The organism is Streptomyces monomycini (assembly GCF_022271435.1).
Classification (GTDB): domain Bacteria; phylum Actinomycetota; class Actinomycetes; order Streptomycetales; family Streptomycetaceae; genus Streptomyces; species Streptomyces monomycini.
Map to the genome: position 1 here is coordinate 398022 of NZ_JAFIQY010000001.1, position 23078 is coordinate 421099.

The window sequence follows — 23078 nt, forward strand, 5'->3', positions numbered from 1 at the left end:
CGAAGCGTCCCGCGCCGCAGGGCCACAGGACCCCGAATGTTTTCGGCCACACGGGACCAACGACCCTGCGCCGGGGCCGCCCCGCCCCCGGCGGCGGACGCCTCCCCGGCCGCATGCTGGGGGTGAGCACACCGGAGGTACCCCTCATGTACGACCACTCCCGGCGGCAGGCAACCCGCCCCGCCCCGTGTCCGCCCCGGCGGCCGGCCGCCCGTCCCGTCCCGTGTCCGCCCCGGTGACCGGCGCCCGCCCGGTCCGCCGGCAGCACCAGGCGGTGGCGGACAGACCGTTCATCGTCATCTGGGAATCGACCCGCGCCTGCCCGCTGGCCTGCCTGCACTGCCGGGCGACCGCGACCCCCGGCCGTGACCCGCGCGAGCTGGACACCCAGGCCGCCAAAGACCTGATCGACCAGGTAGCCGCCTTCGGACGGCCGGCTCCCCTGTTCGTCGTCACCGGCGGCGACCCCTTCCAGCGCCCCGATCTGCTGGAACTGATCGTTTACGGCACGCGGACCGGGGTAAGGGTCGCGGTCTCCCCCTCGGGCACCCCGACCCTGACCGCACCGAACCTGCGCGCCGTGCACGAGGCCGGGGCGGTGGGCCTGTCCCTGAGCCTGGACGGCTCCACCGCCGCACTCCACGACGGCTTCCGCGGTGTCCCCGGCGTCTACCGCTGGACCCTGGACGCCTGGGACACCGCCCGCCGCCTGGGCATGAAGGTCCAGATCAACACCACGGTCAGCCGGCACAACCTGCACGACCTGCCGGAGACCGCGGCCCTGGTCCGCGAACACGGGGTCATGCTGTGGAGCGCCTTCTTCCTCGTCCCGACCGGACGCGGCAGCCGGCTGGCCGCACTCGACCCGGCGGAAACCGAGGACGTCCTCAACTTCCTCTACGACGTCGGCCTGTCCGTACCCGTGAAGACCACCGAAGCTCACCACTTCCGCCGCGTCGCCCTGCAACGCGCGATTCTGACAGCCGAGGGCGCGAACCACGTCCAGGCCCTCCACCTCGGCCCGCTGTACCGCCAACTCCGCCGGCGCGCCGAAGAACTGAACCTCTGCACCGGCCCACGCCGGACCCGCCGCCCTCCCCTGGACGTCAACGCCGGCCGGGGCTTCGTCTTCGTCTCCCACACCGGCACCGTGCACCCCAGCGGCTTCCTCCCCCTCTCGACGGGCAACGTACGTACCCGCCCCCTGACGGAGATCTACCGCGACTCGGACCTCTTCACCGCCCTGCGCGACCCCGGCCAACTCCTCGGCCGCTGCGGCCGTTGCGAGTTCCGCCACCTCTGCGGAGGCTCCCGCTCCCGCGCCCACGCCGTCACCGGCGACCCGCACGCCGAGGAACCGTGGTGCGGCTACGAACCCGGGTCGTTTCCCTACCAGGGGGAACTGGCGGAGTTGATGGCTGGAAGCGGCCCCGGCAAGGCGCGGCCGCGTCAGAGCCGGTCGTAGATGACCGACAGTTGTCGCAGCACCTCCGCCGCCGAGTCGAGCGCGGCCGCGTCGTAGTCGGCGAGGGCGGTGTCCAGGGCCTGTTGCAGGAGCGCCTGGCGTTCGTCGTGGCGTTCTCGGCCTTTGGCTGTGAGGGTGACGGCGACGGCCTTGCGGCCCGGGACCTGTTCGCGGGTGACGTAGCCGGCCGCGACAAGGCCGTTGACCAGTTGAGTGGCGCCGGGGGGCGTGGTCTCCGTCGCGGCGGCCAGTTCGCGGATGGAGAGAGGGCCGTTCTGGGCGAGCACCCGTAGGGCGCGTGCGTGGGTGAGGGAGAGTGCGCCCGGCGTGCGGGTGGCGCGGCCCCGCAGTCGGGCGTCGGCTGCGCTGAGGCTGTAGGCGGCCCGGGCCAGCTCGTCCAGGGCGAGCTTGCGCTCGGAGTCGGTCTGCGGGTGACGAGGGGGCATGCGGCGTCTCTCTCCGGGCGAGGCTGCGGTTGACAGACATCTTAGGGTAAGTACTTAATGAAAAGAAGGTAAGTACTTACTTTGATGTCTCGCGTTGCCGCCACAGAGGAGGACGTCCCATGACCGCACGCTCCACCGGCCAGAGCTGGAGCCTGGACATCGCGCTGGCACAGGGCGGTTTCGACGCCCTGCACCCCGAGGCCAAGGGCACCATGGAGCAGCTCGGCCACGACCCCGCCGACTTCGACAAGGTCTTCGCGCTCGTCAAGAGCGGAGCCATGCTCCCCAAGGCCTGGGCGACCGTCGCCGGCCAGGCCGAGCGGCGCGCCGCCCACCACGAGCGGGAGGGCTTCGCGCGTACCGCCGCCGATCTCTACCTGCGTGCCGCGGTGATGTGGGGCCGCGCCCAGTACTCCGTCTTCGACGCGGACGACCCCCGCAAGGCAGCCTTCCGCGCACACACCGACCACTGCGTCGCCCGCCTCGGCAGCCTGCGCGGGGACCGGGTGCGCCGCGTGGTGCTGGACTTCGAGGGGCAGCACCTCTACGCACTGCTGCACCTGCCGGCCGGGCCGGTGCGCGACGCCCCCGCGGTGATCCTCGGGCCAGGCATGGACATGATCAAGGAGGACTACCTCCAGGCCGCGGAGCGCCACTACACGTCCCACGGCATCGTGGCCCTGTCCATCGAAGGCCCCGGCCAGGGAGAGACCCGCGCCAACGGCCTCACGGTCGACCTGACCAACTACGAGCGGGCCATCAGCCGCTGCATCGACCACCTCGCCGCCCTGCCGGAGGTCGACGCCCGGCGCATCGGCATGTTCGGCATCAGCATGAGCGGCTACTGGGGCCTGCGGGCGGCCGCGGCCGACCCGCGCCTGGCCGCGCTGGCCGCCTTCGAGGCCGTCACCGGCGACTTCGACACCATCTTCGGCCGGGCCCAGCCCACCTTCAAGCACAACTACATGTACATGTCCGGCTTCAGCGACGAGGAGCGCTTCGACCGGGAACTCGCCGCGCTGATGCCGCTGGGCGACCTCGTCACCCGCCTCACCCGGCCGGTACTGCTCGGCATCGGCGAGTTCGACGAACTGACGCCGCTGGAGCAGGCGTTGGCCACCTATGAGCGCATCCGGGCCCCCAAGGAGATGCGCGTCTACGAGAACGAGTTCCACCCCTTGGGCGGGGTCGCCGCCGAGATCTTCGGCTTCGGCGCCGAGTGGGTCGAACGCGCCTTGAACGGAGCGCTGCGGGAGCCCGGCCGGGACGTACGGCACTACGTACGCCGCGACGGCACCACGGCCGACGGCACCGCCGACCCCGACTGGTGGCTCGGCGCCGCCCCGGCCGCACTCGACAGGGCCCGCCGGTCCTAGACCAGCACGTTCAGGGATCGGGTCGCACGTGTGACGGGTGCGGCCCGACGCCTGAACGTGCCCAGCCGCACACCACACCACTCACGCCCCCTCGGAAGCACCATGACACCGCCCACCGCGACCTTCCAGCTCGGCGCCACTCCCCCGGACACCCACACGCACTCCCACCGGCGCGGCGGAGACGCCGCCACGATCGCCGCGCCGGCCTTCGCCTGCGTGTGCGTCGCCGTCATCCAGTCACTCCTGCTGCCGATCGTGGCCCAGCTGCCGCACCTGCTCAGCACCTCGGCACGGGACGCGGCCTGGGCCACCACGGTCACCCTCCTGGCGGCGGCCGTGTCGACCCCGGTCACCGGCCGTCTGGGAGACCTGTACGGCAAGCGCCGCCTGCTGATGGCCTGCCTGACCTTCATGGTCGCGGGTTCCGCGCTGGCCGCGGTCACGTCCGGCCTGGTACCGATGATCGTCGCCCGCGCTCTGCAAGGCATGGCCATCGGGGCCGTCCCGCTGGGCATCGGCAATGCGGGACGCGCTGCCCGCCCACCGGCTGCCGACCGCGACCGGGCTGATGAGTTCCTCGGTCGGCATCGGCGGCGCCCTCTGCCTGCCGGGAGCGGCCTTCCTCGCCCAGCACGCCGACTGGCACCTCCTGTTCGTGGTCACCGCCCTGCTCGGTGCCGTCTCCGGTCTCCTGGTCATGACGGTGGTGCCGCGCACCCCCGCCGACGCCGACGGCCGGTTCGACTGCGCCGGTGCGCTCGTCCTGTCGGTGGCCCTGGTGTGTCTTCTGCTGGCCGTCATCAACGGCAGCGCCTATGGCTGGACCGGTGCCGCCACCGTCGGTCTGTTGCTGGGCGCGGCCGTACTGCTGGCCGGGGTCGGCGTCCTGGAGATGTGCGGCCAGGCCCCCTCGTCGACCTGCGCGCCGGTGCGCGCCGGCTGGTGATGCCGGCCAACTCCGCCGCGGTCGGCGTCGGGGTGGCCTACTACGCGCTGTCTCGCCCCCTTCCTCACGGCCAGGAAGCGATAGCGCGTCTCCCTTTGGCCGGACGCACAAAACATGTGCGCAATCTCTGTACGGACGTCGCATGCACCCGGTCAGGACAGCGGTAACGCTGTCCGCACGCACATTCCAGCGAGTTTCGGCGCGTTCCAGTGAGTTTCAACGAGTTCCCACGCTGTGCAGCGAGCGAGCGACACACGGGGTGGAACCGACCGGGCGCTGCACGCATCTGTCGTACCGAAGGAGACCTCGAACGTTATGCGATACGGGACCAGCGCCGTGGCTTTGGCATTCACCGCCTCTCTGATCACAGCGGCGCCTGCCGCGTCGGCCGCGGCACCTCGGTGCGACACCCGGCCCGTCCAGACCGCGCTACAAGCACTGAAGCATGTCGGCGCCTCGGGAATCAGCGTCACGGTGAAAAGCCCTCGCTGCGGCACATGGCACGGCGGTGTCGGCCTCGCCGACCTCAGGACGGGCCGTGCGGCCGTCGGCAAGGAGCACGGCCGTATCGCCAGCAACACCAAGACCTGGACGGCCACGGTCGTGCTCCAGCTCGTCGGTGAGGGCAAGCTGAAGCTGGACGACACCGTGGACCGGTATCTGCCCGGCCTCGTCCGCACCGAGCACTACGACGGGCGCAAGATCACGATCCGGCAGTTGTTGCAGCACACCAGCGGCCTGCCCGACTACCTGGACGCGTGGGACGACCTGGAGGCGCACCGCTGGGAGCACATGGAGCCCCTGGAGACGGTCGAGCAGGCGCTGACGCTGCCCCCGCCCGACGACCGGACGCCCGGCGGCTTCGCCTACTCCAACACCAATTACAACCTGGTCGGCCTGATCGTCCAGGAGATCACCGGCCGCGACATCGGCACCGAGATCGAACAGCGGCTCATCGAACCGCTCGGGCTGCGGCACACTTTCTGGCCCGGCGACCGGACCACGCTGCCCAAGCCGGACATGCGCGGTTATGTGGACCGGGACGGGAAACCGGTGGACCGGACGGAATGGAACACCTCCGGGGCCGACGCTTCGGGTGCGCTGGTCTCCACCAGCGCCGACGCGACCACGTTCTGGACCGCGCTGCTGTCCGGAAAGCTGCTGGCCCCGGCCCAGCTCGCCGAGATGAAGAAGACCGTCGCGGACGCCTTCCCGAGTGAGCGGTACGGCCTGGGAGTCGAGCGCTATGAAACCGTCCCGGGTTTTGTCACCTGGGGGCACAGCGGCCATATGGAGTCCGGCCACAAATTCCGTAACGCCGTCACCGACGACGGCCGGCGGGCCGTGACCCTGCTGATCGGCTCGGAGTCGTTCGACTCGGACAAGGTGGACGCGATCATCGGCAAGCTCATCCACGATCTTCGCTGACCGGGCCGACGCGCGCGTGGCAGGTGGGCGGCACCGTGGTGCCGCCACGTGGCCCGGGGCCGTCACTCTCCGGCTCCGGTTCCTGTTCCTGTTCCTGTTCCGGTTCCTGTTCCGGTTCCTGTTCCGGTTCCTGTTCCGGTTCCTGTTCCTGTTCCGGTTCCTGTTCCGGCAGCACCGCCGAGCCCTGCCAGCACCCGCAACTGCAGCCACAGGACCAGCCGTTCGTCGGGATCCCCGAAATCGACCCCGAGGTGCCGGCCGGCCTGCTTCAGGCGGTAGCGGCAGGTGTTGGGGTGGACCGAGAGCAGCTTCGCCGCGCCCGCCACGTCGCAGCCCGCGTCGAACCAGGACACCAGGGTCCGGGCGTAGTCGGTGCCGTGCTCGGCGTCCGCCGCGAGCACCCGCTCCCAGGCACCCGTCCGCAACCCCCGCTGCCTGCGCATGACTTCGGAGAGCCGCAGCAGCGTCACCCGGGGGCGCACCTCGTCGACCGTGGCCACCGGCAGGTCGTCGTGCAACAGCCGCAGGACCAGGTCCGCGTCCGCACGCGAGTCCGCCACCTCACCGAGATCCTGTGCCACCTCGCCGAGCGCCGCCCGTACCGGAACCCGCAGCGACCGTCCGGCCCGGCGCACGATGTCCTCCGCCAGCTGCCGGTGCCGCTGGTGGGCGGCCTTCTGCTCCTGCGGCGCTCGTGCTCCGGCGCTCTCCTTGGGCACCGGCAGCAACGCGTACACCACCCCGTCCAGGAGTACACACGCGTGCCGCCCGTAGCGCGCCTCGCACTGCAGGCGTACGACGTCCAGCAGCCTGAGCGACGTCCGTTCGGCGTCGGGCACGCTCGCCGCGAAGTCCAGTACGAACGCGGCCACGCGCACCGTGTCCCACCCCAGGCGGTGTGCTGCCGTCGAGGCGTCCGCCGAGCCGTCCAGCAGCCGGCGCAGCAGGTCGGTGTTCTGGTGGCGGGCCAGTTCCTGCGCCGCGCGGGCACGCAGCAGGAGCAGCGCCGCCGTGGACGCGCCCTGGACCAGGGTCTCCTCGGCGTCCGGGGTGAGGGTGCCGCCGTCGATCACCCAGATCGAGCCGAGGGTCTCGCCGCTGGCCCGCACCGCGACGGCCAGCCGCGGCAGGTCGCACGGCGTGAGCGAGGGCAGCCGTACCGGCCCGTCCGCGGCGAACACCTTCCTGACCTGCTCGGAGTTGTCCACGCTGCCCGGGACCTGAAGGCCGAGGATGCCCTGGCGGCGGTCCTCGTCGACCGGTTGTCCCGGCACGGTGGAGTAGGCCAGGATCCGCTGGCGCGGGTCCTCCACGGCCGTCGCTCCGCCGGTCGCCGCCGCGATCGCGTCGGCCAGCGCGAACAGGTCCCCCAGCCCGGCGGCGCCGGGGGCGGACCGGGCGCCGATCGCCGACGCCACCATCAGGTGCACATGGTGCCAGGCCGCGTCCTCGTCGACGGCGAGCAGCGCCATGCCGTGCGTCTCGGCCTCGGCGACCGGCGGCCCGACCGTGCCCCGCACCACGACGGCGGCCATTCCGGCCTCCGCCGCGGCCCGCATCAGCGGCCCGGCCGCGGCTGCCCGTACGCCGACCGCGAGCAGCAGGGCGCCGGGCGCGTGGGGCAGCGGGGTGTGCGCGTCGTACAGCAGTGCCTCGGTGACCGGGACGGCGAATCCGGCCGGAGCGGTGTGCAGTCGCAGGGGCGGGCTGCCGACGATGTCGATCAGGTCGCCGAGCGTGCAGGCGTCCATAGGTGCTCCTCACCGCATCGTCCCGGATCCGACCAGGCAGTTGCCCGGTCAGCCCAGGTTGCTTCCTGGACGCGCCCGGTTGACTGGCCGATCCCCACAGGAACGTACGTTCCTGTTGTCCGTTTCCACAAACCGGCGAGCCGCGGCAGGGGCGCGTTCAGCCGCCTTCGGTGGTCCGGGGAGCCGTGCGGAACCGGGGAGCGCATGCGTCCGCGACGAACTGTTCGACGGAGGTGGGGGTGGAGGTGCGGGCGGTACGCGGCTGCTGCATCCGTATGCGCCGGGAGTTGATGGCTTCGCCTGCCTCGGTCATCATGTCCGCCACGCCGGCGGAAACGCCCGCGTCGCGGAGTCCCGCGTGGAAGTCGGCGAGGCTGATCCGCTCATAGGCGAGGTCGTCCACCCCCACAGCTTCGGCGATCACGCGCACGGCTTCCCGCATGCTCACGTCGCGTTCGCCCTGGAGCTCCAGGATCTCCGTACCGCGCCAGGCCCCGGTGGCCAGGAGTTCCCCGGCTCGCGAGCCGACATCGCGCGTGGACACGAAGGGCAGGGGAATGCCCGGATCGAAGGGGGCGCTGATGCGATGGTGGGTTTGGGCGGTGCCGATGTGGTCCAGCAGGTTCTCCATGAAGTAGCCCGCCCGCAGCCACAGTGTGTCGACTCCGGGGACGGCCGAGAGGCGCTGCTCGAAGCGGTGGAGCCCGCTGACCGGTCCGGTGCCGACGGCGTGCTGGGCTCCCCAGCTGCTGAGTCCGACGACGCGGGTCGCACCGGACCCGGCGACCGCCTCGGTCAGGGAAGCCGCCACCCGGTCCTGAAAGGCGCCGAAGTCGGGGTGGTCGGGGAGGTAGTTGGGCTGGATCACCGCGTAGATCCCGTCCGCGCCCCGGAAGGCGTCCGTCAGCGCGCCGGGGTCGGCCGGGTCGGCCTCGCACACCTCGGCGCCCCGCGCGGCAAGGCCGGCGAGCCGCCGGGCCGAACGGCCGACAGCCCGTACGGGGTGCCCGGCGGCGAGAAGGTGTTCGGCGGCGGCCCGTCCGGTGCGGCCACTGGCGCCGGTGATGACGAACATCGAGGTCACTCTTTTCCTTGGTGGTTGCCCGGTCCCCGGGCTCTTCGGCAGGCATCCGACACGCTAGGCACCCGGCGATCCGTACGGGTAGGAGTGCCGCACCCACCCCGGAGCAGCGGCGCCGCGTCCTTACCCTGGTGGGATGGAAGTTTCGACGGGGCACGGCGGAGGCCCACCGCTGGCGGCCTTCCTGCGCGCCAGACGGGACCGGGTGCGGCCCGAACAGCACCGGCTGGCCGCGGGGGCGCAGCGCCAGGTGCCGGGGCTGCGGCGAGACGAGGTGGCACTCCTGGCCGGGATCAGCACCGACTACTACGTGCGCCTCGAACAGGGGAGGGAACGCCGGCCGTCCCCCACCGTGGTGGAGGGCCTGGCCAAGGCCTTGCTGCTGGACGCCGTGGCGGCGCGCCACCTGCGTGAACTCTCCGACGCTGAGGGCGCCCCGAACGGAAACGGAGAGGCGTCCCCCATGGATACGGAACGCCTTGCGGCCGTACACCAGTTGCTCGACTCCCTGCCGGTGCCCGCGCTGCTGGTCAACCGATGGCTCGACATCGTGGGCGGCAACCCGCTCGGTGACTGCCTGCACGAGGGGCTGGAGCCCCGGGACAACTATGCCCGCCTGGTGTTTCTCGCCCCGGGCGCGCCGTCGTTCTTCACCGAGTGGCCCGAGGTCGCCCGCTGCATGGTGGCGGCCCTGCGCGCCCAGACCGGCGCCGAGACGGCATCGGCGCGTCTGACGCACCTGGTGGAAGAGCTGTCCGCGCACAGCGCCGCCTTCCGCGCCGCCTGGCGCGAGCACCACCTCCACGAGAAGACGATGGACCGCAAACGGCTTTGGCACCCGAGGGCCGGAACGCTCGCCCTCGACCAGCACGTCCTGGAGCTTCCCGGGAGCGGCGGCCACCGGATCTGGGCCTTCCACCCGGCGGACGAGGCGACCTCGGCCGCCCTGCTCAGCCTGGCTGGGCCGGCCGGTCGGTGAGGGTCGGTCGGTGGCTGGTCGGTGAGGGTCAGCCGGTGACGGTCGGTCGGTGACAGTCAGCCGGTACCCGCCCGGCCACCGGTGCCGGATCAGGAGCGGTGACGGGTCGGGAGCGGTACCGGATCAGGAGCGGTGCCGGTCCACGATCCCCTCGACGATCGTCATCAGGCGCTCCCCCACCCGGTCGATGCTTCCGTTCTGCGTGCTGACCTGCGCGCCTTCCAGGACGAAGGTGATCTCGGCCGCGGCCTGCTCGGGATCGGGCAGGCCGGCCTCGGCGCACATGCCGACCAGCCTGCGGGTCTGGCGGGCCTTGTGCTCCTCGATCACCTGCCGTGCCGGGTCGGACCGGTCGGGCAGTTCGGCGAGGGAGTTGATGAACGGGCAGCCCCGGTGCGAGAGCGCCGGCAGGCCCTCGGCGATGAAGCGGGCCAGGCCCAGGATCTGCTCCCGGGGGCGGCCGGGGTGTGCGGCCTCGACCCGGTCGAAGGCCGCCTGGTAGTCGGCGGCGACGATCCGCAGCCACTCCGCGACCAGGGCGTCTTTGGTCTCGAAGTGCCGGTAGATCGCCATCTTGGTGGTCTCGGCCTGCTCGGCGATCGCCTGGACGCCCACCCGCCGGATCCCCTCGCGCTGGAACAGCTCTTCCGCCGCGTCGAGGATGCGCTCACGCGGCGGCAGTTTGGCCACTCTGCCCGGCCTTCTGGTGGTCGCTGCCATGGCTGCTCCGTGACTCCGGTCGGTCGTGAGGGCGGTGGGGCCCGTGGGCCCTCCGGGCCTGCGGGGCCTGTATGAGCCGTTGGTGATCCCACCTCCTGCTACGGTACCAGTCCGACCCACCCGATACCGTTGGGTATCGTTCGACACTAGACGGTATCTTTCCTTCCGCTGGGAGTGATGGTGAAAGTTTCCGAATACGTGCGCTTTGACGCTGTCGGGCTTGCGGAGCTGGTGGCCAGGGGCGAGGTGTCCCCCGCCGAACTGGAGGCGGCCGCACGCGAGGCCGTGCAGGCGGTCGATCCACGGATCAACGCCGTGGTGGAAACCTGGCCGGCCGACGACGAACCCGGCCCCGACGCCCGCGCCCGCTCCGGCAGCGCGCCGCTCGCGGGCGTCCCTTTCCTGATCAAGGACATCGGAGTCACCATGGCCGGGAGGCGGACGGAGCTGGGAAGCCGTCTCGCGGCAGGCCTGGTCGCCGGTGCCGACTCCGCCCTGATGCGGCGCTTCCGTAACGCCGGCCTCGTGACGTTCGGCCGTACCGCGACGCCGGAGATGGCCTACAGCATCACGACGGAATCCGTGCTGTACGGCGCGACCCGCAACCCGTGGGACCCGGCGCGGAGCGCGGGCGGCTCCAGCGGCGGCGCGGCCGCGGCCGTCGCGGCCGGGGTGGTCCCGATCGCCCACGCCACCGACGCCGCCGGCTCACTGCGCGTCCCCGCCGCCTGTACCGGCCTGTTCGGGCTGAAGCCCACCCGGGGCCGCGTCTCCATGGGCCCCGACGCCGACGAGACCTTCAGCGGTCTGGCCGTGCACGGCAGCGTCAGCCGCACCGTACGCGACAGTGCGGCGCTGCTCGACCAGATACGCGGCCCGGAACCGGGCGACCCGTACTTCGCCCAGCAGCCCTCCCGGCCCTACGCGGAAGAGGTCAGCCGCCACCCGGGCTCGCTGCGTATCGGCGTCCTCCCCCAGGCCTGGGGCGGGCGCCGCACCACCGCTCCCGTGGCCGACGCGCTCTCCCGTACCGTGCGGCTGCTCGAAGCCCTCGGCCACCGGGTGGAGGAAGTCACGGTCGGCCTCGGGGTCGGCTGGGAGGAGTTCGTCCTGGCCAACGCCCGCCTGTTCACGGTGAACCTCGCGGCCTCCGTCGACGCGTTGGCGGCCGCCTTCGGCCGGCCCGTCGACTCCTCGACCCTCGAACCGGCGACCCTCGCAGGCCACCACTACGGGCAGCGGGTCAGCGGCCCCCAGTTCGTCACCGCTCTCACGGTCCGTAACCAGGTCGCCCGGAGCCTGGCACGGTACTTCGATGCTTACGACGTGCTGCTCACTCCGACCCTTCCGGAGCTTCCCGTGCCCCTGGGCGCCTACGCCGAGGGAGCGGCGGCGCTGGACGGTTTCGGCTGGATCGACCGCCTCAACGACCGCTCACCGTTCACCATGCCGTTCAACGTGGCGGGCACGCCGGCCATGTCCGTGCCGGTGACGGCCGACACCGGGACGGGGCTCCCGATCGGTATGCAGTTCGCCGCCGGGTACGGCCTCGAAAGCCGTCTCTTCCGCCTCGCCGGCCAGCTCGAACAGGCAAGTCCGTGGTCGGACCGGACCCCGGTGGTGTGGGCGGGACAGCACACGGGCGCTGCCACACCCGGCGTGGCCCCGGGGAGCCGCCGAAGCGACGGCACCCTCACAGCGCCACCCATTCACTGAAGCTGGTGACCTCGTCGAGGACGTCGGGCAGCGGCTCGACGCCGAGGCCGGGGCCTGAGGGTACGTCGAGGTGGCCGTCGGCCAGGACGAACGGCTCCGTGATGTCGGTGGCGAAGTAGCGGCTGGAGCCGGAGGTGTCGCCGGGGAGGGTGAAGCCGGGCAGGGCGGCCAGGGCCACGTTGGCGGCGCGGCCGATGCCGGTCTCCAGCATGCCGCCGCACCAGACGGGTACGCCGTGGGCGCGGGCGAGGTCGTGAATGCGGCGGGCTTCGAGGTAGCCGCCGACCCTGGCCGGCTTGATGTTGATGACGGAGCAGGCGCCGAGGGAGATGGCCGCCGCGGCGTGGGCGGCCGACTCGATGGACTCGTCCAGGCAGATCGGGGTGCGCAGCAGCTTGGCCAGTTCGGCGTGCTGGACCATGTCGTCGTTGGCCAGGGGCTGTTCGATCAGCAGGAGGTCGAAGGCGTCGAGCCGGGCGAGCTGGCGGGCGTCCACCAGGGTGTAGGCGGCGTTGGCGTCGACCTGGAGGAGCAGTTCGTCGCCGAAGTGCTCGCGTACGGCGCGTACCGGCTCGACGTCCCAGCCGGGCTCGATCTTCAGCTTGATCCGGACGTACCCCTCGTCGACGTACCCCGCCACGGCGTCGAGGAGTTCGGGTACGGAGTCCATGATCCCGACCGAGACGCCGCAGGGCACCCGCTCCCGGGCGGCCCCCAGGCAGGAGCCGAAGGACTCGCCGGCGCTGCGCAGCTGGGCGTCCAGGACCGCGGTCTCCAGCGCGGCCTTCGCCATGCGGTGGCCGGTGAAGGGCCGCAGGACCCGCCCCACCCCGTGCGCGTCCGTGCCGTCCTTCGGCAGGGCGGGGATCAGGAACTTGCGCAGGACCTCCTGAGCACTGTCGACGTACTCGGAGCTGTAGCGGGGCTCGGACATGGCGGCGCACTCGGCCCACCCCTCGCCCTCGGCGGTGACGACGCGGACCAGCAGCACATCGCGGCTGGTCTCCACGCCGAAGGAGGTACGGAACGGGGCGACGAGCGGCATCGCGATCCGGCGCAGTTCGACGCCGGAGATCTTCGTCTTCACGACGGGTGACTCCTCGGGAAGCGGGAAGCGGGAAGCGGTCAGGGGCGGGCGTGGGGGCGCCGGACCACGTAGCGGCGGCGTTCGTGGAAGCCGACGACGCGGGCGCCCTCGGCGAGCAGGCCGCCCAGGGTGTGCCGTACGGCCAGCCGCCAGGCCCGGGCGGCGCCGGGGTCCGTACCGCGCAGGGCCTCGATGTCGTCGGGCAGGTCGACGAGGACGGCCGTGGCGTCGGACGGCACGGTCTGCGGACGGCCCCCGTCGTTGCGGAGCACGTGCGCGGCGCCGGCGGGCAGGTCGGTCGTCTCGGGCGGCGGGGTGGGTGCGGTGAGGTTCCAGGCGGCCACGACCCGGTCGGACTCGTCGCCGCCGTTGATCACGTCGTCCATCGCGCCGTAGAAGGAGGTCAGGTACTCCTCCGGCCGGGCGCCGAGTTTGACGAGGTTGAAGTAGGCGTTGCGGCGGATGAGCGGATCGTAGGTCCAGGTGATGCGTTCCAGGCGGCGGGCCGTCGCCCACTGCCGCTGATGCAGCTTGAGGGCAAGGCCCACACCACGGCCCATGACGGCGCCGGTGATGTGCGAATGCAGGCAGGTGCCCACGGGCTGGCCGAAGAAGCCGACGGAGGCGCCCACCAGCCGGCCGTCCTCGTACGCTCCGGCCACGTAGTTGCCGGCGTGCGAGAGGGCCCGCATCACCTCGGCGGACATGGGTGAGTGGGCGGGCGGGGTCCCCCAGATGTCGGCGTAGAGCAGGCTGACGGCGTCGAAGTCCGCCATGCGGTGGAGCTCCCGTACGGTGGGCCCCTTCACCGCACTGCTCCGACCAGGCGGGCCAGGAGCCGGGCGCGGTCCGGCATGGTGGCGGCCATGACGTGTTCGTGATCGGCGTGTGCGCCGTCGCCCACCGCGCCGAGGCCGTCGAGCGTGGGGCATCCGACCCCGGCGGTGTAGTTGCCGTCGGAGGCCCCGCCCACCACCGCTCGGCGCAGCGGGCCGAGGCCGAGCCGTACGGCCTCTTCGGCGGCCAGCGCGAACAGGTCCCGGGAGGCGTCGGGGGCCAGGGGCGGCCGGTTGGGGCCGCCGTCGACCCGCAGGCGGGCGCCGGGAGTCCGCGGGGTCAGGGACCTGATGAGCCGGTCGACCGCGTCCTGGGCCGTGGCGTCCGGCACGCGGACGTCCACGCTCAGCTCGGCCTGTGCGGGCACGGTGTTGTTCGAGGTGCCGGCCCGCATCACGGTGGGGGTGACGCTCGTACCGGGCCCGGTGGAGGCGTTGACGGTGCCCGCGATGCCGCCCAGGGCGAGCAGTTGGTGGGCGAGTTCGGTGGCCGCGTTGACACCCTTCTCCGGCTCCAGTCCGGAGTGGGCGGCCCGGCCGTGGACGGTGATGTCGTAGAGGGACACGCCCTTGCGGCCGGTCTTCAGCGCTCCGCCGGGCGCCGAGGGCTCCAGGACGAACGTGGCCGAGCACCGGCGGGCGACGTCCTCGATCAGCGAGCGGGAGGTGGCCGAGCCGGTCTCCTCGTCTCCGGTGACGAGCACGCAGAGGCCGTCGAGGGAGGGCAGCGACGCGAGAGCGTGGAACATCTGCACCAGACCGGCCTTCATGTCGAAGACGCCGGGCCCGCGGACGACACCCTGCTCCACCGACCAGGGATGCGTCTTGAGGGAGCCGGTCGGCCAGACGGTGTCGTGGTGGCCCAGCAGCAGGACGCGCGGCGTTCCGAACGTCCACCGCACATGGGTGATGCCGTCGAGGGTCAGTGTCCGGGGCGAGGCATCGAGCAGCCGGCGGCCCTGCTCGGCGACCACCTGACCGCTGCGGGCCAGGGCCGCGTGGTCGTCGGAGAAGGACTCGCAGGTCACCAGTTCTTCGAGATCGGCGAGCATGACGTCCAGGGACGGTGTGACCGGTGTGATCGGTGTGCCCTGTGCGGTCGATGTGTCGTCCGCCGGCGCGAAACGGCGTGCGGAGTCGTGCGGCACGGGGTGTCCTCCGTGAGGTGTCGAGTGAACGGGCGGGGCCGGGGTGACGGGGTGACTGCTGAGGAGTCCTGGGGGCGGTGGCCCGCGGGAGCCGGCGCCGACATGGTGTGCGGGCCGGAGGCCGACCGGCTCTGCCGGGCGTCGTCGGGTGTCATCGGGCGCCGTCGGGCGCCGTCGGGCCGGGCGTCAGCCCATGTTCTTGCTCATGAGCCGCCGCATGTTGCCGCCGAGCACCTTGAGGATGTCCTCCTCGGGCAGGCCGCGGCGGAGCAGCGTCTCGGTGACCCGGGGCATGTCGGCCGGGCCCGCCAGGTCGGCGAAGTCGAACTGCGGGTCGTCCTCGTCGTTCTCGCAGCAGGGCGGTGTCACGTCCGCCACCACCTCGCGGAGGAAGTCCGAGCCGAGGCCGACGTGGTCGGCCCCGGCCACGGAGATCACGTGCTCGATGTGGTCGACGACCCGGTCGACGCTCACCTTCGACTCGTCGTCGGTGAGGAAGTCCGGCACGAAGTTGACGCACACCACGCCGCCGGTGCCGGCCACCCCGCGGATCTGGTCGTCGGTGAGGTTGCGGTGGTGATCCCGTAGGGCGCGGGCGCAGGAGTGGGTGGCGATCAGCGGGCGGGTGGCGAGTTCCAGTACGTGGGAGACGCCGCTCGCCCCCAGGTGGGAGATGTCGAAGAGCATGCCCAGGCGTTCCATCTCGCGCAGTGCCTGGACGCCGGGCGCGGTCAGCCGGCTGCCGGTGGCGTCCTCGCGGCTGCCGTCCGCGAGCGGGGTGCGTCCCCAGTGGGCGATCGAGGCGATCCGTACGCCGAGCCGGAACAGGGTGGCGAACAGTTCGACGGAGGCGTCGATGCCCGGCGCGCTCTCCAGAGCGAGCACCAGGGCGATCCTGCGCTCGGCGAGCGCCTCGTCGATGTCGGCACCGTCGGTGCACAGAGCGACGTGTTCGGCGTTGGCCTCGGCGAGGACATGAGCGCACTCGATCATGCGGAGGGTCTGCCGGAGCGCGCCCTCGGGGCGGTACTGGTCGTCGATGAACACCGGCAGGACCTGGATGTCGATGCTCCCCTCGCGCAGCTGCGGCAGCCACCGGTCCCGGAAGAAGCTGCCCCAGCGTTTCGGGGGGCGAGCGGCGACGGCCATCAGGAGGTCGTTGTGGGCATCGGCGACGACGGCACGGTGGTGCAGGTCCAAGGACACTACGGAGCCTTTCGCGTGGAGAACTGTGCCGCAGCGTACGAAGGGCGGTCTCCGGGTGCTTGGTCCGGAAGGACGAACCAGCAGGGCATGTGCTGTGCGTCTGGACAAAGCCGGGGCACTGGCCACCACCGGGTTCCGCGGCCCCCACGTCTCTTCCCTCACCATCGGCGCAGTTCTTTCCGGTATGTGCACCGAACACATCCGCACCACGCTCCGCGGAGTCACCCCGGAATTCCGCCGTTCCCGTGCACCGATCCGGCCGGTCCCGCACTGGCCGATTTCCGTGATTGACGCAGGAATGTGCCGTGCCTAGGTTCCCTGTCGCAACGGGGTCGCAACGGAGTCACAACGGGGTCGCGACGGGGGGAGGAACGTCCGGGAACCGGACGTCGGAACCGAGGGGTGTGGACATGGCAAAGCAGTACGTCACGCCGGAATGGGAATCCCCTGGCGAGTGGTACGGCACCATGAAGGCCACGGTCTGGAATTTCGAAAGCGAACCACTTGTCGATCCGGAAATCTCGTTCCGTGTGCAGTCGGACCAGAACGTCACCAACGTCTACGGGCTCGTCTGGCAGCGGTCGGGCAACGTCATCACCGGGCGGCTGGTGCCGGAGCGCAAAACCGTTCCGCCCCGGCGCGGCACTCAGGAGTTCAGGCTCGGCTTCTCCCGGTCCATGCCGGGCCCCGGTCCGCTGCCGACCGACTTCAAGATCAACGGCCAGTCCGCCGACGTGCCCGACGACACGACGCCGCCGAGCGTGCCGACGAACATACAGGTCGACACCCTCGGCCCGACCCAGGCCACGCTCTCCTGGGCCCCCTCCACCGACAACATCGGCGTGCGGGGCTACGAGGTGGCTTACGGCGGCCCGCAGCCCCTGCGGGTCAAGGACGAGACGGCGGTGCTCTCCGGGCTCACCCCGACGACCGCGTACACGGTACGGGTCACGGCTGTGGACCTCGCGGGGAACCGCTCCGACCAGTCCCAGCCGCTGGAGTTCAGCACAACCGACAAGCTCCCGGACGGCGGCCCCTGGGACATGCCGCGCGCGCCGTACGTGGACTACATGGCCTGGCCGAACCCCAGCCTGCCGCAGTACGCCCAGGAATCCGGCGTGGACGGCTTCATGCTGGGCTTCATCGTCGCCAACAACAACAAGAAGCTGGCATGGGCCGGACAGGACGGCCCCGACTGGGAGGTCGATCAGAGCTCGTACGGGAAGAAGGACATCCAGCAGCTGGCCGCCACCGGCGGCAAGGTCGCCTTCTCCTGCGGCGGAGCCTCCGGAAGGCCCCTCGAAGCCGTCGAGACGAGCGTCCCGCGGATCGTCGAGCAGTACGAGGCGTTCCTGCGCAACTACGGCGTGGCGCGCCTCGACTTCGACTTCGAGGGCGACTTCCTGTCCGACGAGGCGGCGCACCTGCGGCACACGGCGGCGGTCTCCCAGCTCCTCGCCAAGCACCCCGGCCTGAAGATCTCCTACACGCTTCCGGCCGACGCACAGCCCGGTGAGGGGTCGGCGGGCTTCAGTCCGGTCGGCGTCAAGTTCCTGGCCAAGGTGGCCGCCGCCGGGATCGAGCCCGGCCTGGTCAACGGGATGCTGATGGAGTTCGGCCAGAGCGCGCCGCCCGACATGTACGAGTGCTGCGTCATCGGCCTCAAGGCCATGCACGGGCAGATCGGTTCGCTGTGGCCCGCCTGGGACGCCGCGAAGACCTGGAACCGTACGGGCGCGACCCCGATGTTCGGCTGCAACATCAACAAGCGGGTCTTCACCCTCGACAACCAGCGCAGCCTGGTCGAGTTCGCCCACGAGAACCAGCTCGGCGCGCTCTCCGGGTGGGACGCCACCCGTGACCACAACCAGGGCAACCCCGACGTCCAGCCGCCGTGCACCGTCGGCTGCGAGCAGTGCGACACCTACCGCTGTACCTGCGTGGACCAGCGGCCGTTCGACTTCAGCAAGCTCATCGCCCTCTACAAGAACGGCGCCACCCCCACCGTCGGGGCGCAGTCCCGAGGCTGACGACCCGCCCCTCCCCGTCCGGCGAACGGCCGCCTCGTGTGCGGCCGTTCGTCCGTACGGAACCATCGTCGGCGCCGACGCGTGACAGCCTCCAGAACGCTTCTCGTCTGCTCCTGGAGGGCTTCTCGACTCCTTCCGGAAGGCTTCACAGCCGCTTCCGGAGGGCTTCACGGCCGCTTCCGGAGGGCTTCTCGGCTACTTCCGACTGTGCACCATCGCCATCAGCAGCCGGTGGGTCTCGGCGTCGGCGGCCGCGACGAGTCCGCGGCCGCCCTGGCCGGCCGGGGTGCCGTCGATGCCGGTGACGACGCAGCCCGCGGCCCGGCACAGAGCGATGCCGGCGGCGAAGTGGACACTGCCGGACAGGTCGCCGCCGTCCGTAACGTACGCGGCGCGCCTGCCCGCCGCGACCCAGGCCAGCGCGAGCGTCGTGGACACCACGCGAGGACGGAAGTGCTCCGCGAACGCGGGCCGGGCCAGCAGGTCGACAGTCCGGAATCCGGGGGCGCCGGGGAACGGCGGGTCGAGGTTGACGTCCACGAGCCGGGTGGCGGACGTGGGTGTCAGCCGCCGGTCGGCACCTTCGTCCCGTACCCACGCCCGTTCCCCGTCGGTGCGGAAGACCTCGCCGCTGAACGGATCGGCCACCGCCGCCGCGCCCCCGCGCAGCGCCACGTTGACGGCGACCAGCATCGTGCCGACGGCGTAGTTGAGCGTGCCGCACAGGGGATCGACCAGCCACTGCCGTACGGCGTCCGCGGCACCTTGCTGCCCGCCCTCCTCGCCGAGCACCGCGTCGTCGGGCCGGGCGGCACGGAGGACATCGAGGATCGCCTGCTCGGCCGCCACATCGGCCGCGGTGGCGAAGTCCCCGCCCCCCTTGTCGATGCGGGCGAGCCGCTGTCCGTACATGTCGCGCACCACGTCCGCACCGGCACGCGCGGCGGTGGCCGCGACTCCGGCATCGTCAAGGTCTGCAAAGGAGTTGATCATGCCGAAGAGATTACGGGCCCGTCCCGTGCCGCGAGGGCGCCCGGCCCGGCCTTGTGCCGGCCGGGCGCCCTCGTGGCGCTTGCCCGTTACGGCTCGACGGTGGTCGGCTGCTCGGCGCGCAGGTCGCTGACGAAGCCGCCCTTCACCACGCGCATCCAGTAGGAGTGCGACCGGACCCCGGCGGGGACGTCGGGGTCACGCTGGAGCTTCCGGTCCATCGAGGTGGCGCCGTTCGGAGCGTTCCACTGGAACGTGTAGGGGTGCCACAGGCCCAGCTCACTGCTGTAGAAGGGCTTGCGCTCCAGCACGATCACCTGGTCCGGGGCGCCTTGAACGGCTTCCCAGTTGACGCGGACGGTGGCCGCGTCGATGCGGTCGACGGACGTCAGCCGCGGGGCCTTCGGGATCACGGTCGAGGGAGCGGGCCGGAGGGTGCCACTGCGGATGGTCCGCGGCACGGACGGGTCGTAGTGCTCCGGGCGGTCCAGCCTGCCCGTGACGCGGAGCGTGGCGGGGGCCTGGCTCTGCCCGCCCGCGCACACGTCGACCTGGGCGACCTTGAACCACGCGTCGGAGAACCGTACGAAGTCCTCCTTCTGCACCGGGAACTCACGCGTGCTGCCGCCGACGGCCCCGCTCACGGAGTAGACGTAACGGGAGTCGTCGGAGCGGACCACCTGGTAGCTGCACCGGTCGACGGCCGCGGCGCGCGCGTCGACCGCGGCCCTCGGCGACGACACGTCCGCACCGGCGGCGGGGCCCGAGGGGGCCGCTGCGGCTGTGCCCACGCCCGCGGCGAGGGCCCCGAGGCTGAGCGCACAGGTGGCTATGGCGGTGGTGATACGAGAGGTCATACATCCTCCGGTGACATCCAACGGCTCACGTTACGGCCCTGGTCGGGTTCGCCGATCAAGAAGGGACGCTACCGGCAATGAACGACCAAGAAACAGTCAACAACCAGCAAAGTGGCGACTTTCCGGTGACTTCGTGGCGACTTTCCGCGGTCGACAGCTCAGCGGCCCAGCCTCTGTTCTTCGCCGGTGACGGCGCGTAGATTCCGGTCCCGACGTCGTGATCACGGCGCGGTGAGGGAGGTCGACAGGCGCCGAACCGGCCTCACCCGCCTTCCATGACGCCTACCACCCGTACATCGGCACGGTCTGGGCCTACCGGGTCGCGGTGCGCACGGAGCTGGAGGGGCAGCCCCTCTCCCCCGCGGCTTTCGGATGGGACCGGTGGGACGGCCGGGACCGGTGCCCGCTGTGCCGGGGAGCGTCCGCCCACGGGACGCGAACGACCGACGCTGACCGGTGAGTTCCCGCTCTCCCCGTCTCACCAGCCAGGAAACGGCTCCTCCGCCCGCGGCACCGGCTCGGCCGCGGGCCAGTCGCCGGGAACGGCCGCGACGACCTCCCGCACGTCGGCTTCCGACCGGCCCACGACGACCAGGACCGATCCGTCCGGGACCGACTCGTCCGGATCCGGTTCCAGACACAGCAGTTTCCCGGGAGCGGAGTACCAGCGCACCGGGTCCCCCTCCGGGTGGTACCACGCCGGACAGGGCGGCAGATCGACAGGCGCGCACATGGCCTCGACGGCCGCGACGACAACGGCGGTAGCCGGACACTCGCGTCCGTACGGGCCGTACCGCCGCGCCATGACCGTTTCGCTCAGCACCAGTTCGGCGCATGCCGACGACACGCGGTCCAGGTAGGGCAACCAGCTGGCGTCCGGCAGGCAGTCGGAGAACAGGCTCACCGGCGGATCGTCGTGCGCCAGCTTTTCCAGGGGAATTCCCCAGCCCGCACAACCCTGATTCTCGCTGCGGAACACCAGCAGTTCGCCCGACGGGTCGAGCAGCAACTCGTCAGGGAGGAGCAGCGGGTTCTGCACGGCGGTCAGGTCCTGGCGCCGGCCGAAAAGCGCATAGGTTTCGTACAAGGCCGCCGGGAGGCGCAGTCCGAGCCGTTGCTCCGCCTTCCGCACTTCGCCCGGCGGAATTCCGTCCGCGGGTGTCAAAGGGCGCGCCCACGCCCGCGCGAATGCCTCGATGCTTTTCCACACCGCCGTCCGTCCGGTCAGCGCGGTGCCGAATGCCCGGGCCGGGCCGTGCCTGTCAGTCATCGTTCGATCTTAAGTGTTCAGGAAATCGACGATCGTCCCGCGGTACCGGTGCGTCGGTACGGCTGAGTTCGCCTTCGGTGAGAGGTGGTGCCGGAGTTTTGTGCGGGCCTCCGACCAGACGTGACGGGCCAGAGTGTCGGCGGGCTGCGTCGCGTCGAGGATCAGGTCGCTGTCTTCGCGGGCCGGTTCGACGTGGCGTGCGTGCGCGTCGCGTCGGTGGTGGAGGTAGTTGCGCAGGAGGACGTCGAGGGGGAAGCCGTGATGCAGGCACTTGCGTTGAATCTTGCGTACCAGCCGGAGGTCGGCCGGCAGGTCGACGAAGATGTCGAGGCGGGGGCAGCGTGCCGACGGTGCGACATGGCCGGCGAACAGTCCCTCGACGATGACGACGGAGGCCGTGGCCAGCGCGGCGTCCGTGTCGTGGGTGAGGCGCTCGAAATCCATCGACCGGGGAGACCCGTAGTCCAGGTGCGGTACCCCGGCGTCGTCGTACGTCCATTCGCCGCCGTGTTCCGGTGCGCCGAAGTAGTAGTCGTCACCGTGCAGGACGCGGGTGGAAACCCGGGGCGCGGTGGCTGTCAGTGCGTCGGCCAGCGTGGTCTTGCCCGCGCCGGAGCCTCCGGTCAGCGTCAGCAGCATGTGGTTCCCCCATCCACTCGGCCTACTGGTCGTGCCGGTCACGCCGTACGGCCGGGCCGCCGTCCGCCGGCTCACTGTCTTCTCTTCGGAGCCGGCGGACGTGCGGATCGGACGGGGCCGGGTGGGATCAGGTGAGGCGGGGTGGGGCGGGGCCGGGCCTCAGGCGTTCTTGCGGGCGACGGCCCCGTACATCGCGATGTCCCGGTCGTCGACCTGCTCCTGGTCGGCGTCGGGCCGCCAGTGGTGGACCTGCGTCAGCCCGGGCTCGACCAGGTCCAGGCCCTCGAAGAGCGCCGCGGCCTCGGCCTTGGTGCGCAGCTTCATGGGCATGCCCCGGCGTGCGTACTCGTCGGCGACCCGGCTGACCTCACGCGGCGCGAAGTCGGCGGTCCCGATGGTCATGGCCAGGAAGCTCCCGGCGGGCAGCGGCTCCAGGAGGCGGCGCACCAGGCTGTGGTCGTCGGGCGGGAGGATGAAGTGCAGAATGCCGATGATCATCAGGCCGACCGGCTGCCGGAGGTCCAGCAGTTCCTGGAACTGGTCGGAGCCGATGATGGCCTCGGGGTCGCGCATGTCGGCGTCGACGTACGCGGTCCGGCCCTCGGCGGAGCCGGTGAGCAGCGCCCGCGCGTGGGTCAGCACGATCGGGTCGTTGTCGACGTACACGGCGTGGGCGTCGGGCCGTACCTCCTGCACCACTTCGTGCAGGTTCGGGGAGGTGGGCAGGCCGGTGCCGATGTCGAGGAACTGTCCGATGCCTTGCTCACGGGCCAGGTAGCGGGCCGCGCGGTGCATGAACTTGCGGTTGGCCCGCATGTGGACGGGGAGTGCCGGCCACTCCTCGCACATCACGTCACCGGCTTCGCGGTCCACGGCGTAATGGTCCTTCCCGCCGAGGATGTAGTCGTACACGCGCGCCGAGTGAGCCGTACCGGTGTCGATCCGGTCCACGGGGTAGCCCTGCTCCAACACCCTTGCTCCTTACGGTTGTACTTGCGCCACGACGGTCCGGCGCCACGGTGAGTGTATGCGGTACCCGATACGGCCCGGCCGGTGCGGTATGCCTGCCCAGGGCCGGGGCGCCTGCGCGGCGAACTGACCGGGCCG

21 protein-coding genes and 1 pseudogene are annotated in these 23078 nt (G+C 71.5%); 9 read left to right on the plus strand and 13 right to left on the minus strand.

The window, feature by feature from the left end; translation table 11 throughout:
- Window positions 1-223: 223 nt before the first annotated feature.
- On the plus strand, window positions 224-1465 hold the full coding sequence (locus tag JXZ78_RS01615; protein WP_050502195.1) for a TIGR04053 family radical SAM/SPASM domain-containing protein: 1242 nt from the start codon (window positions 224-226) through the stop codon (window positions 1463-1465).
- Here JXZ78_RS01615 and JXZ78_RS01620 read toward each other — a convergent pair.
- Complete coding sequence (locus JXZ78_RS01620) at window positions 1450-1911, minus strand: MarR family winged helix-turn-helix transcriptional regulator (protein WP_030018447.1); 462 nt, start codon at window positions 1909-1911, stop codon at window positions 1450-1452. The two genes, JXZ78_RS01615 and JXZ78_RS01620, sit on opposite strands and share 16 nt — an antisense overlap.
- A gap of 119 nt (window positions 1912-2030) precedes the next feature.
- Between JXZ78_RS01620 and JXZ78_RS01625 the strand changes: the two genes are divergently transcribed.
- The 4 genes and pseudogenes from JXZ78_RS01625 to JXZ78_RS01635 all read left to right on the plus strand — a co-directional run bounded on the left by JXZ78_RS01625 (window position 2031) and on the right by JXZ78_RS01635 (window position 5661).
- A complete protein-coding gene (locus JXZ78_RS01625; protein ID WP_030018448.1) occupies window positions 2031-3287 on the plus strand; it encodes an alpha/beta hydrolase in 1257 nt (418 codons plus the stop codon).
- 102 nt (window positions 3288-3389) lie between these two features.
- Window positions 3390-3737 (plus strand): annotated as a pseudogene (locus tag JXZ78_RS40970) (MFS transporter); the annotation flags it as partial.
- A gap of 70 nt (window positions 3738-3807) precedes the next feature.
- Entirely contained in the window at window positions 3808-4233 is a 426-nt protein-coding gene (locus JXZ78_RS40975) for an MFS transporter (RefSeq protein ID WP_050502131.1), read from the plus strand.
- Window positions 4234-4707: 474 nt separating this feature from the next.
- Window positions 4708-5661, plus strand: a complete 954-nt coding sequence (locus JXZ78_RS01635; RefSeq protein WP_238782610.1) for a serine hydrolase domain-containing protein — start codon at window positions 4708-4710, stop codon at window positions 5659-5661.
- 62 nt (window positions 5662-5723) lie between these two features.
- On the opposite strand, the gene JXZ78_RS01640 is transcribed toward JXZ78_RS01635, so the two are convergent.
- Window positions 5724-7412 carry a PucR family transcriptional regulator gene (locus tag JXZ78_RS01640; RefSeq protein WP_238782611.1) on the minus strand — a complete coding sequence of 563 codons (1689 nt, stop codon included), beginning with the start codon at window positions 7410-7412 and terminating at the stop codon, window positions 5724-5726.
- A 157-nt stretch (window positions 7413-7569) separates the two neighbouring features.
- Window positions 7570-8487 (minus strand): NmrA family NAD(P)-binding protein, encoded by a 918-nt coding sequence (locus tag JXZ78_RS01645; RefSeq protein ID WP_030018451.1) that lies wholly within the window; start codon window positions 8485-8487, stop codon window positions 7570-7572.
- A gap of 142 nt (window positions 8488-8629) precedes the next feature.
- Here JXZ78_RS01645 and JXZ78_RS01650 point away from each other — a divergent pair, with 142 nt between their 5' ends.
- Window positions 8630-9472 carry a helix-turn-helix domain-containing protein gene (locus JXZ78_RS01650; RefSeq protein WP_050502132.1) on the plus strand — a complete coding sequence of 281 codons (843 nt, stop codon included), beginning with the start codon at window positions 8630-8632 and terminating at the stop codon, window positions 9470-9472.
- Between the two features lie 123 nt (window positions 9473-9595).
- Here the strand turns inward: JXZ78_RS01650 and JXZ78_RS01655 are convergent, their stop codons facing one another.
- The gene (locus JXZ78_RS01655) at window positions 9596-10192 is read right to left on the minus strand and encodes a TetR/AcrR family transcriptional regulator (protein WP_030018453.1); all 597 of its coding nucleotides are present in this window, start codon (window positions 10190-10192) and stop codon (window positions 9596-9598) included.
- Between the two features lie 180 nt (window positions 10193-10372).
- On the opposite strand from JXZ78_RS01655, the gene JXZ78_RS01660 reads away from it, so the two are divergent.
- On the plus strand, window positions 10373-11908 hold the full coding sequence (locus tag JXZ78_RS01660) for an amidase (protein ID WP_078624050.1): 1536 nt from the start codon (window positions 10373-10375) through the stop codon (window positions 11906-11908).
- Here the strand turns inward: JXZ78_RS01660 and menC are convergent.
- The 4 genes from menC to JXZ78_RS01680 all read right to left on the minus strand — a co-directional run bounded on the left by menC (window position 11886) and on the right by JXZ78_RS01680 (window position 16185).
- The gene (menC, locus tag JXZ78_RS01665) at window positions 11886-12995 is read right to left on the minus strand and encodes an o-succinylbenzoate synthase (protein WP_030018455.1); all 1110 of its coding nucleotides are present in this window, start codon (window positions 12993-12995) and stop codon (window positions 11886-11888) included. The genes JXZ78_RS01660 and menC overlap by 23 nt on opposite strands.
- Window positions 12996-13033: 38 nt before the next feature.
- On the minus strand, window positions 13034-13804 hold the full coding sequence (locus tag JXZ78_RS01670) for a hypothetical protein (RefSeq protein WP_030018456.1): 771 nt from the start codon (window positions 13802-13804) through the stop codon (window positions 13034-13036).
- On the minus strand, window positions 13801-14883 hold the full coding sequence (locus JXZ78_RS01675; protein ID WP_030018457.1) for a M20 family metallopeptidase: 1083 nt from the start codon (window positions 14881-14883) through the stop codon (window positions 13801-13803). Before JXZ78_RS01675 ends, JXZ78_RS01670 begins: the two co-directional genes overlap by 4 nt.
- Before the next feature lie 282 nt (window positions 14884-15165).
- Entirely contained in the window at window positions 15166-16185 is a 1020-nt protein-coding gene (locus JXZ78_RS01680; protein WP_030018458.1) for a dipeptidase, read from the minus strand.
- A 410-nt stretch (window positions 16186-16595) separates the two neighbouring features.
- Here JXZ78_RS01680 and JXZ78_RS01685 point away from each other — a divergent pair, with 410 nt between their 5' ends.
- Window positions 16596-18215, plus strand: a complete 1620-nt coding sequence (locus JXZ78_RS01685) for a fibronectin type III domain-containing protein (protein WP_157851481.1) — start codon at window positions 16596-16598, stop codon at window positions 18213-18215.
- 195 nt (window positions 18216-18410) lie between these two features.
- Here the strand turns inward: JXZ78_RS01685 and JXZ78_RS01690 are convergent, their stop codons facing one another.
- Window positions 18411-19208: an inositol monophosphatase family protein gene (locus JXZ78_RS01690; RefSeq protein ID WP_030018460.1), complete on the minus strand. Its 798-nt coding sequence runs from the start codon at window positions 19206-19208 to the stop codon at window positions 18411-18413.
- Window positions 19209-19294: 86 nt separating this feature from the next.
- The gene (locus tag JXZ78_RS01695) at window positions 19295-20062 is read right to left on the minus strand and encodes a hypothetical protein (RefSeq protein WP_030018461.1); all 768 of its coding nucleotides are present in this window, start codon (window positions 20060-20062) and stop codon (window positions 19295-19297) included.
- Window positions 20063-20139: 77 nt separating this feature from the next.
- Between JXZ78_RS01695 and JXZ78_RS40085 the strand changes: the two genes are divergently transcribed.
- Complete coding sequence (locus tag JXZ78_RS40085) at window positions 20140-20262, plus strand: hypothetical protein (RefSeq protein WP_275127318.1); 123 nt, start codon at window positions 20140-20142, stop codon at window positions 20260-20262.
- 278 nt (window positions 20263-20540) lie between these two features.
- Here JXZ78_RS40085 and JXZ78_RS01700 read toward each other — a convergent pair whose 3' ends face one another.
- The 3 genes from JXZ78_RS01700 to JXZ78_RS01710 all read right to left on the minus strand — a co-directional run bounded on the left by JXZ78_RS01700 (window position 20541) and on the right by JXZ78_RS01710 (window position 22940).
- Window positions 20541-21272 (minus strand): SMI1/KNR4 family protein, encoded by a 732-nt coding sequence (locus tag JXZ78_RS01700; protein ID WP_157851482.1) that lies wholly within the window; start codon window positions 21270-21272, stop codon window positions 20541-20543.
- A 69-nt stretch (window positions 21273-21341) separates the two neighbouring features.
- Entirely contained in the window at window positions 21342-21971 is a 630-nt protein-coding gene (locus tag JXZ78_RS01705; protein WP_063726032.1) for a uridine kinase family protein, read from the minus strand.
- A gap of 159 nt (window positions 21972-22130) precedes the next feature.
- The gene (locus tag JXZ78_RS01710; RefSeq protein ID WP_030018464.1) at window positions 22131-22940 is read right to left on the minus strand and encodes an SAM-dependent methyltransferase; all 810 of its coding nucleotides are present in this window, start codon (window positions 22938-22940) and stop codon (window positions 22131-22133) included.
- Window positions 22941-23078: the final 138 nt, after the last annotated feature.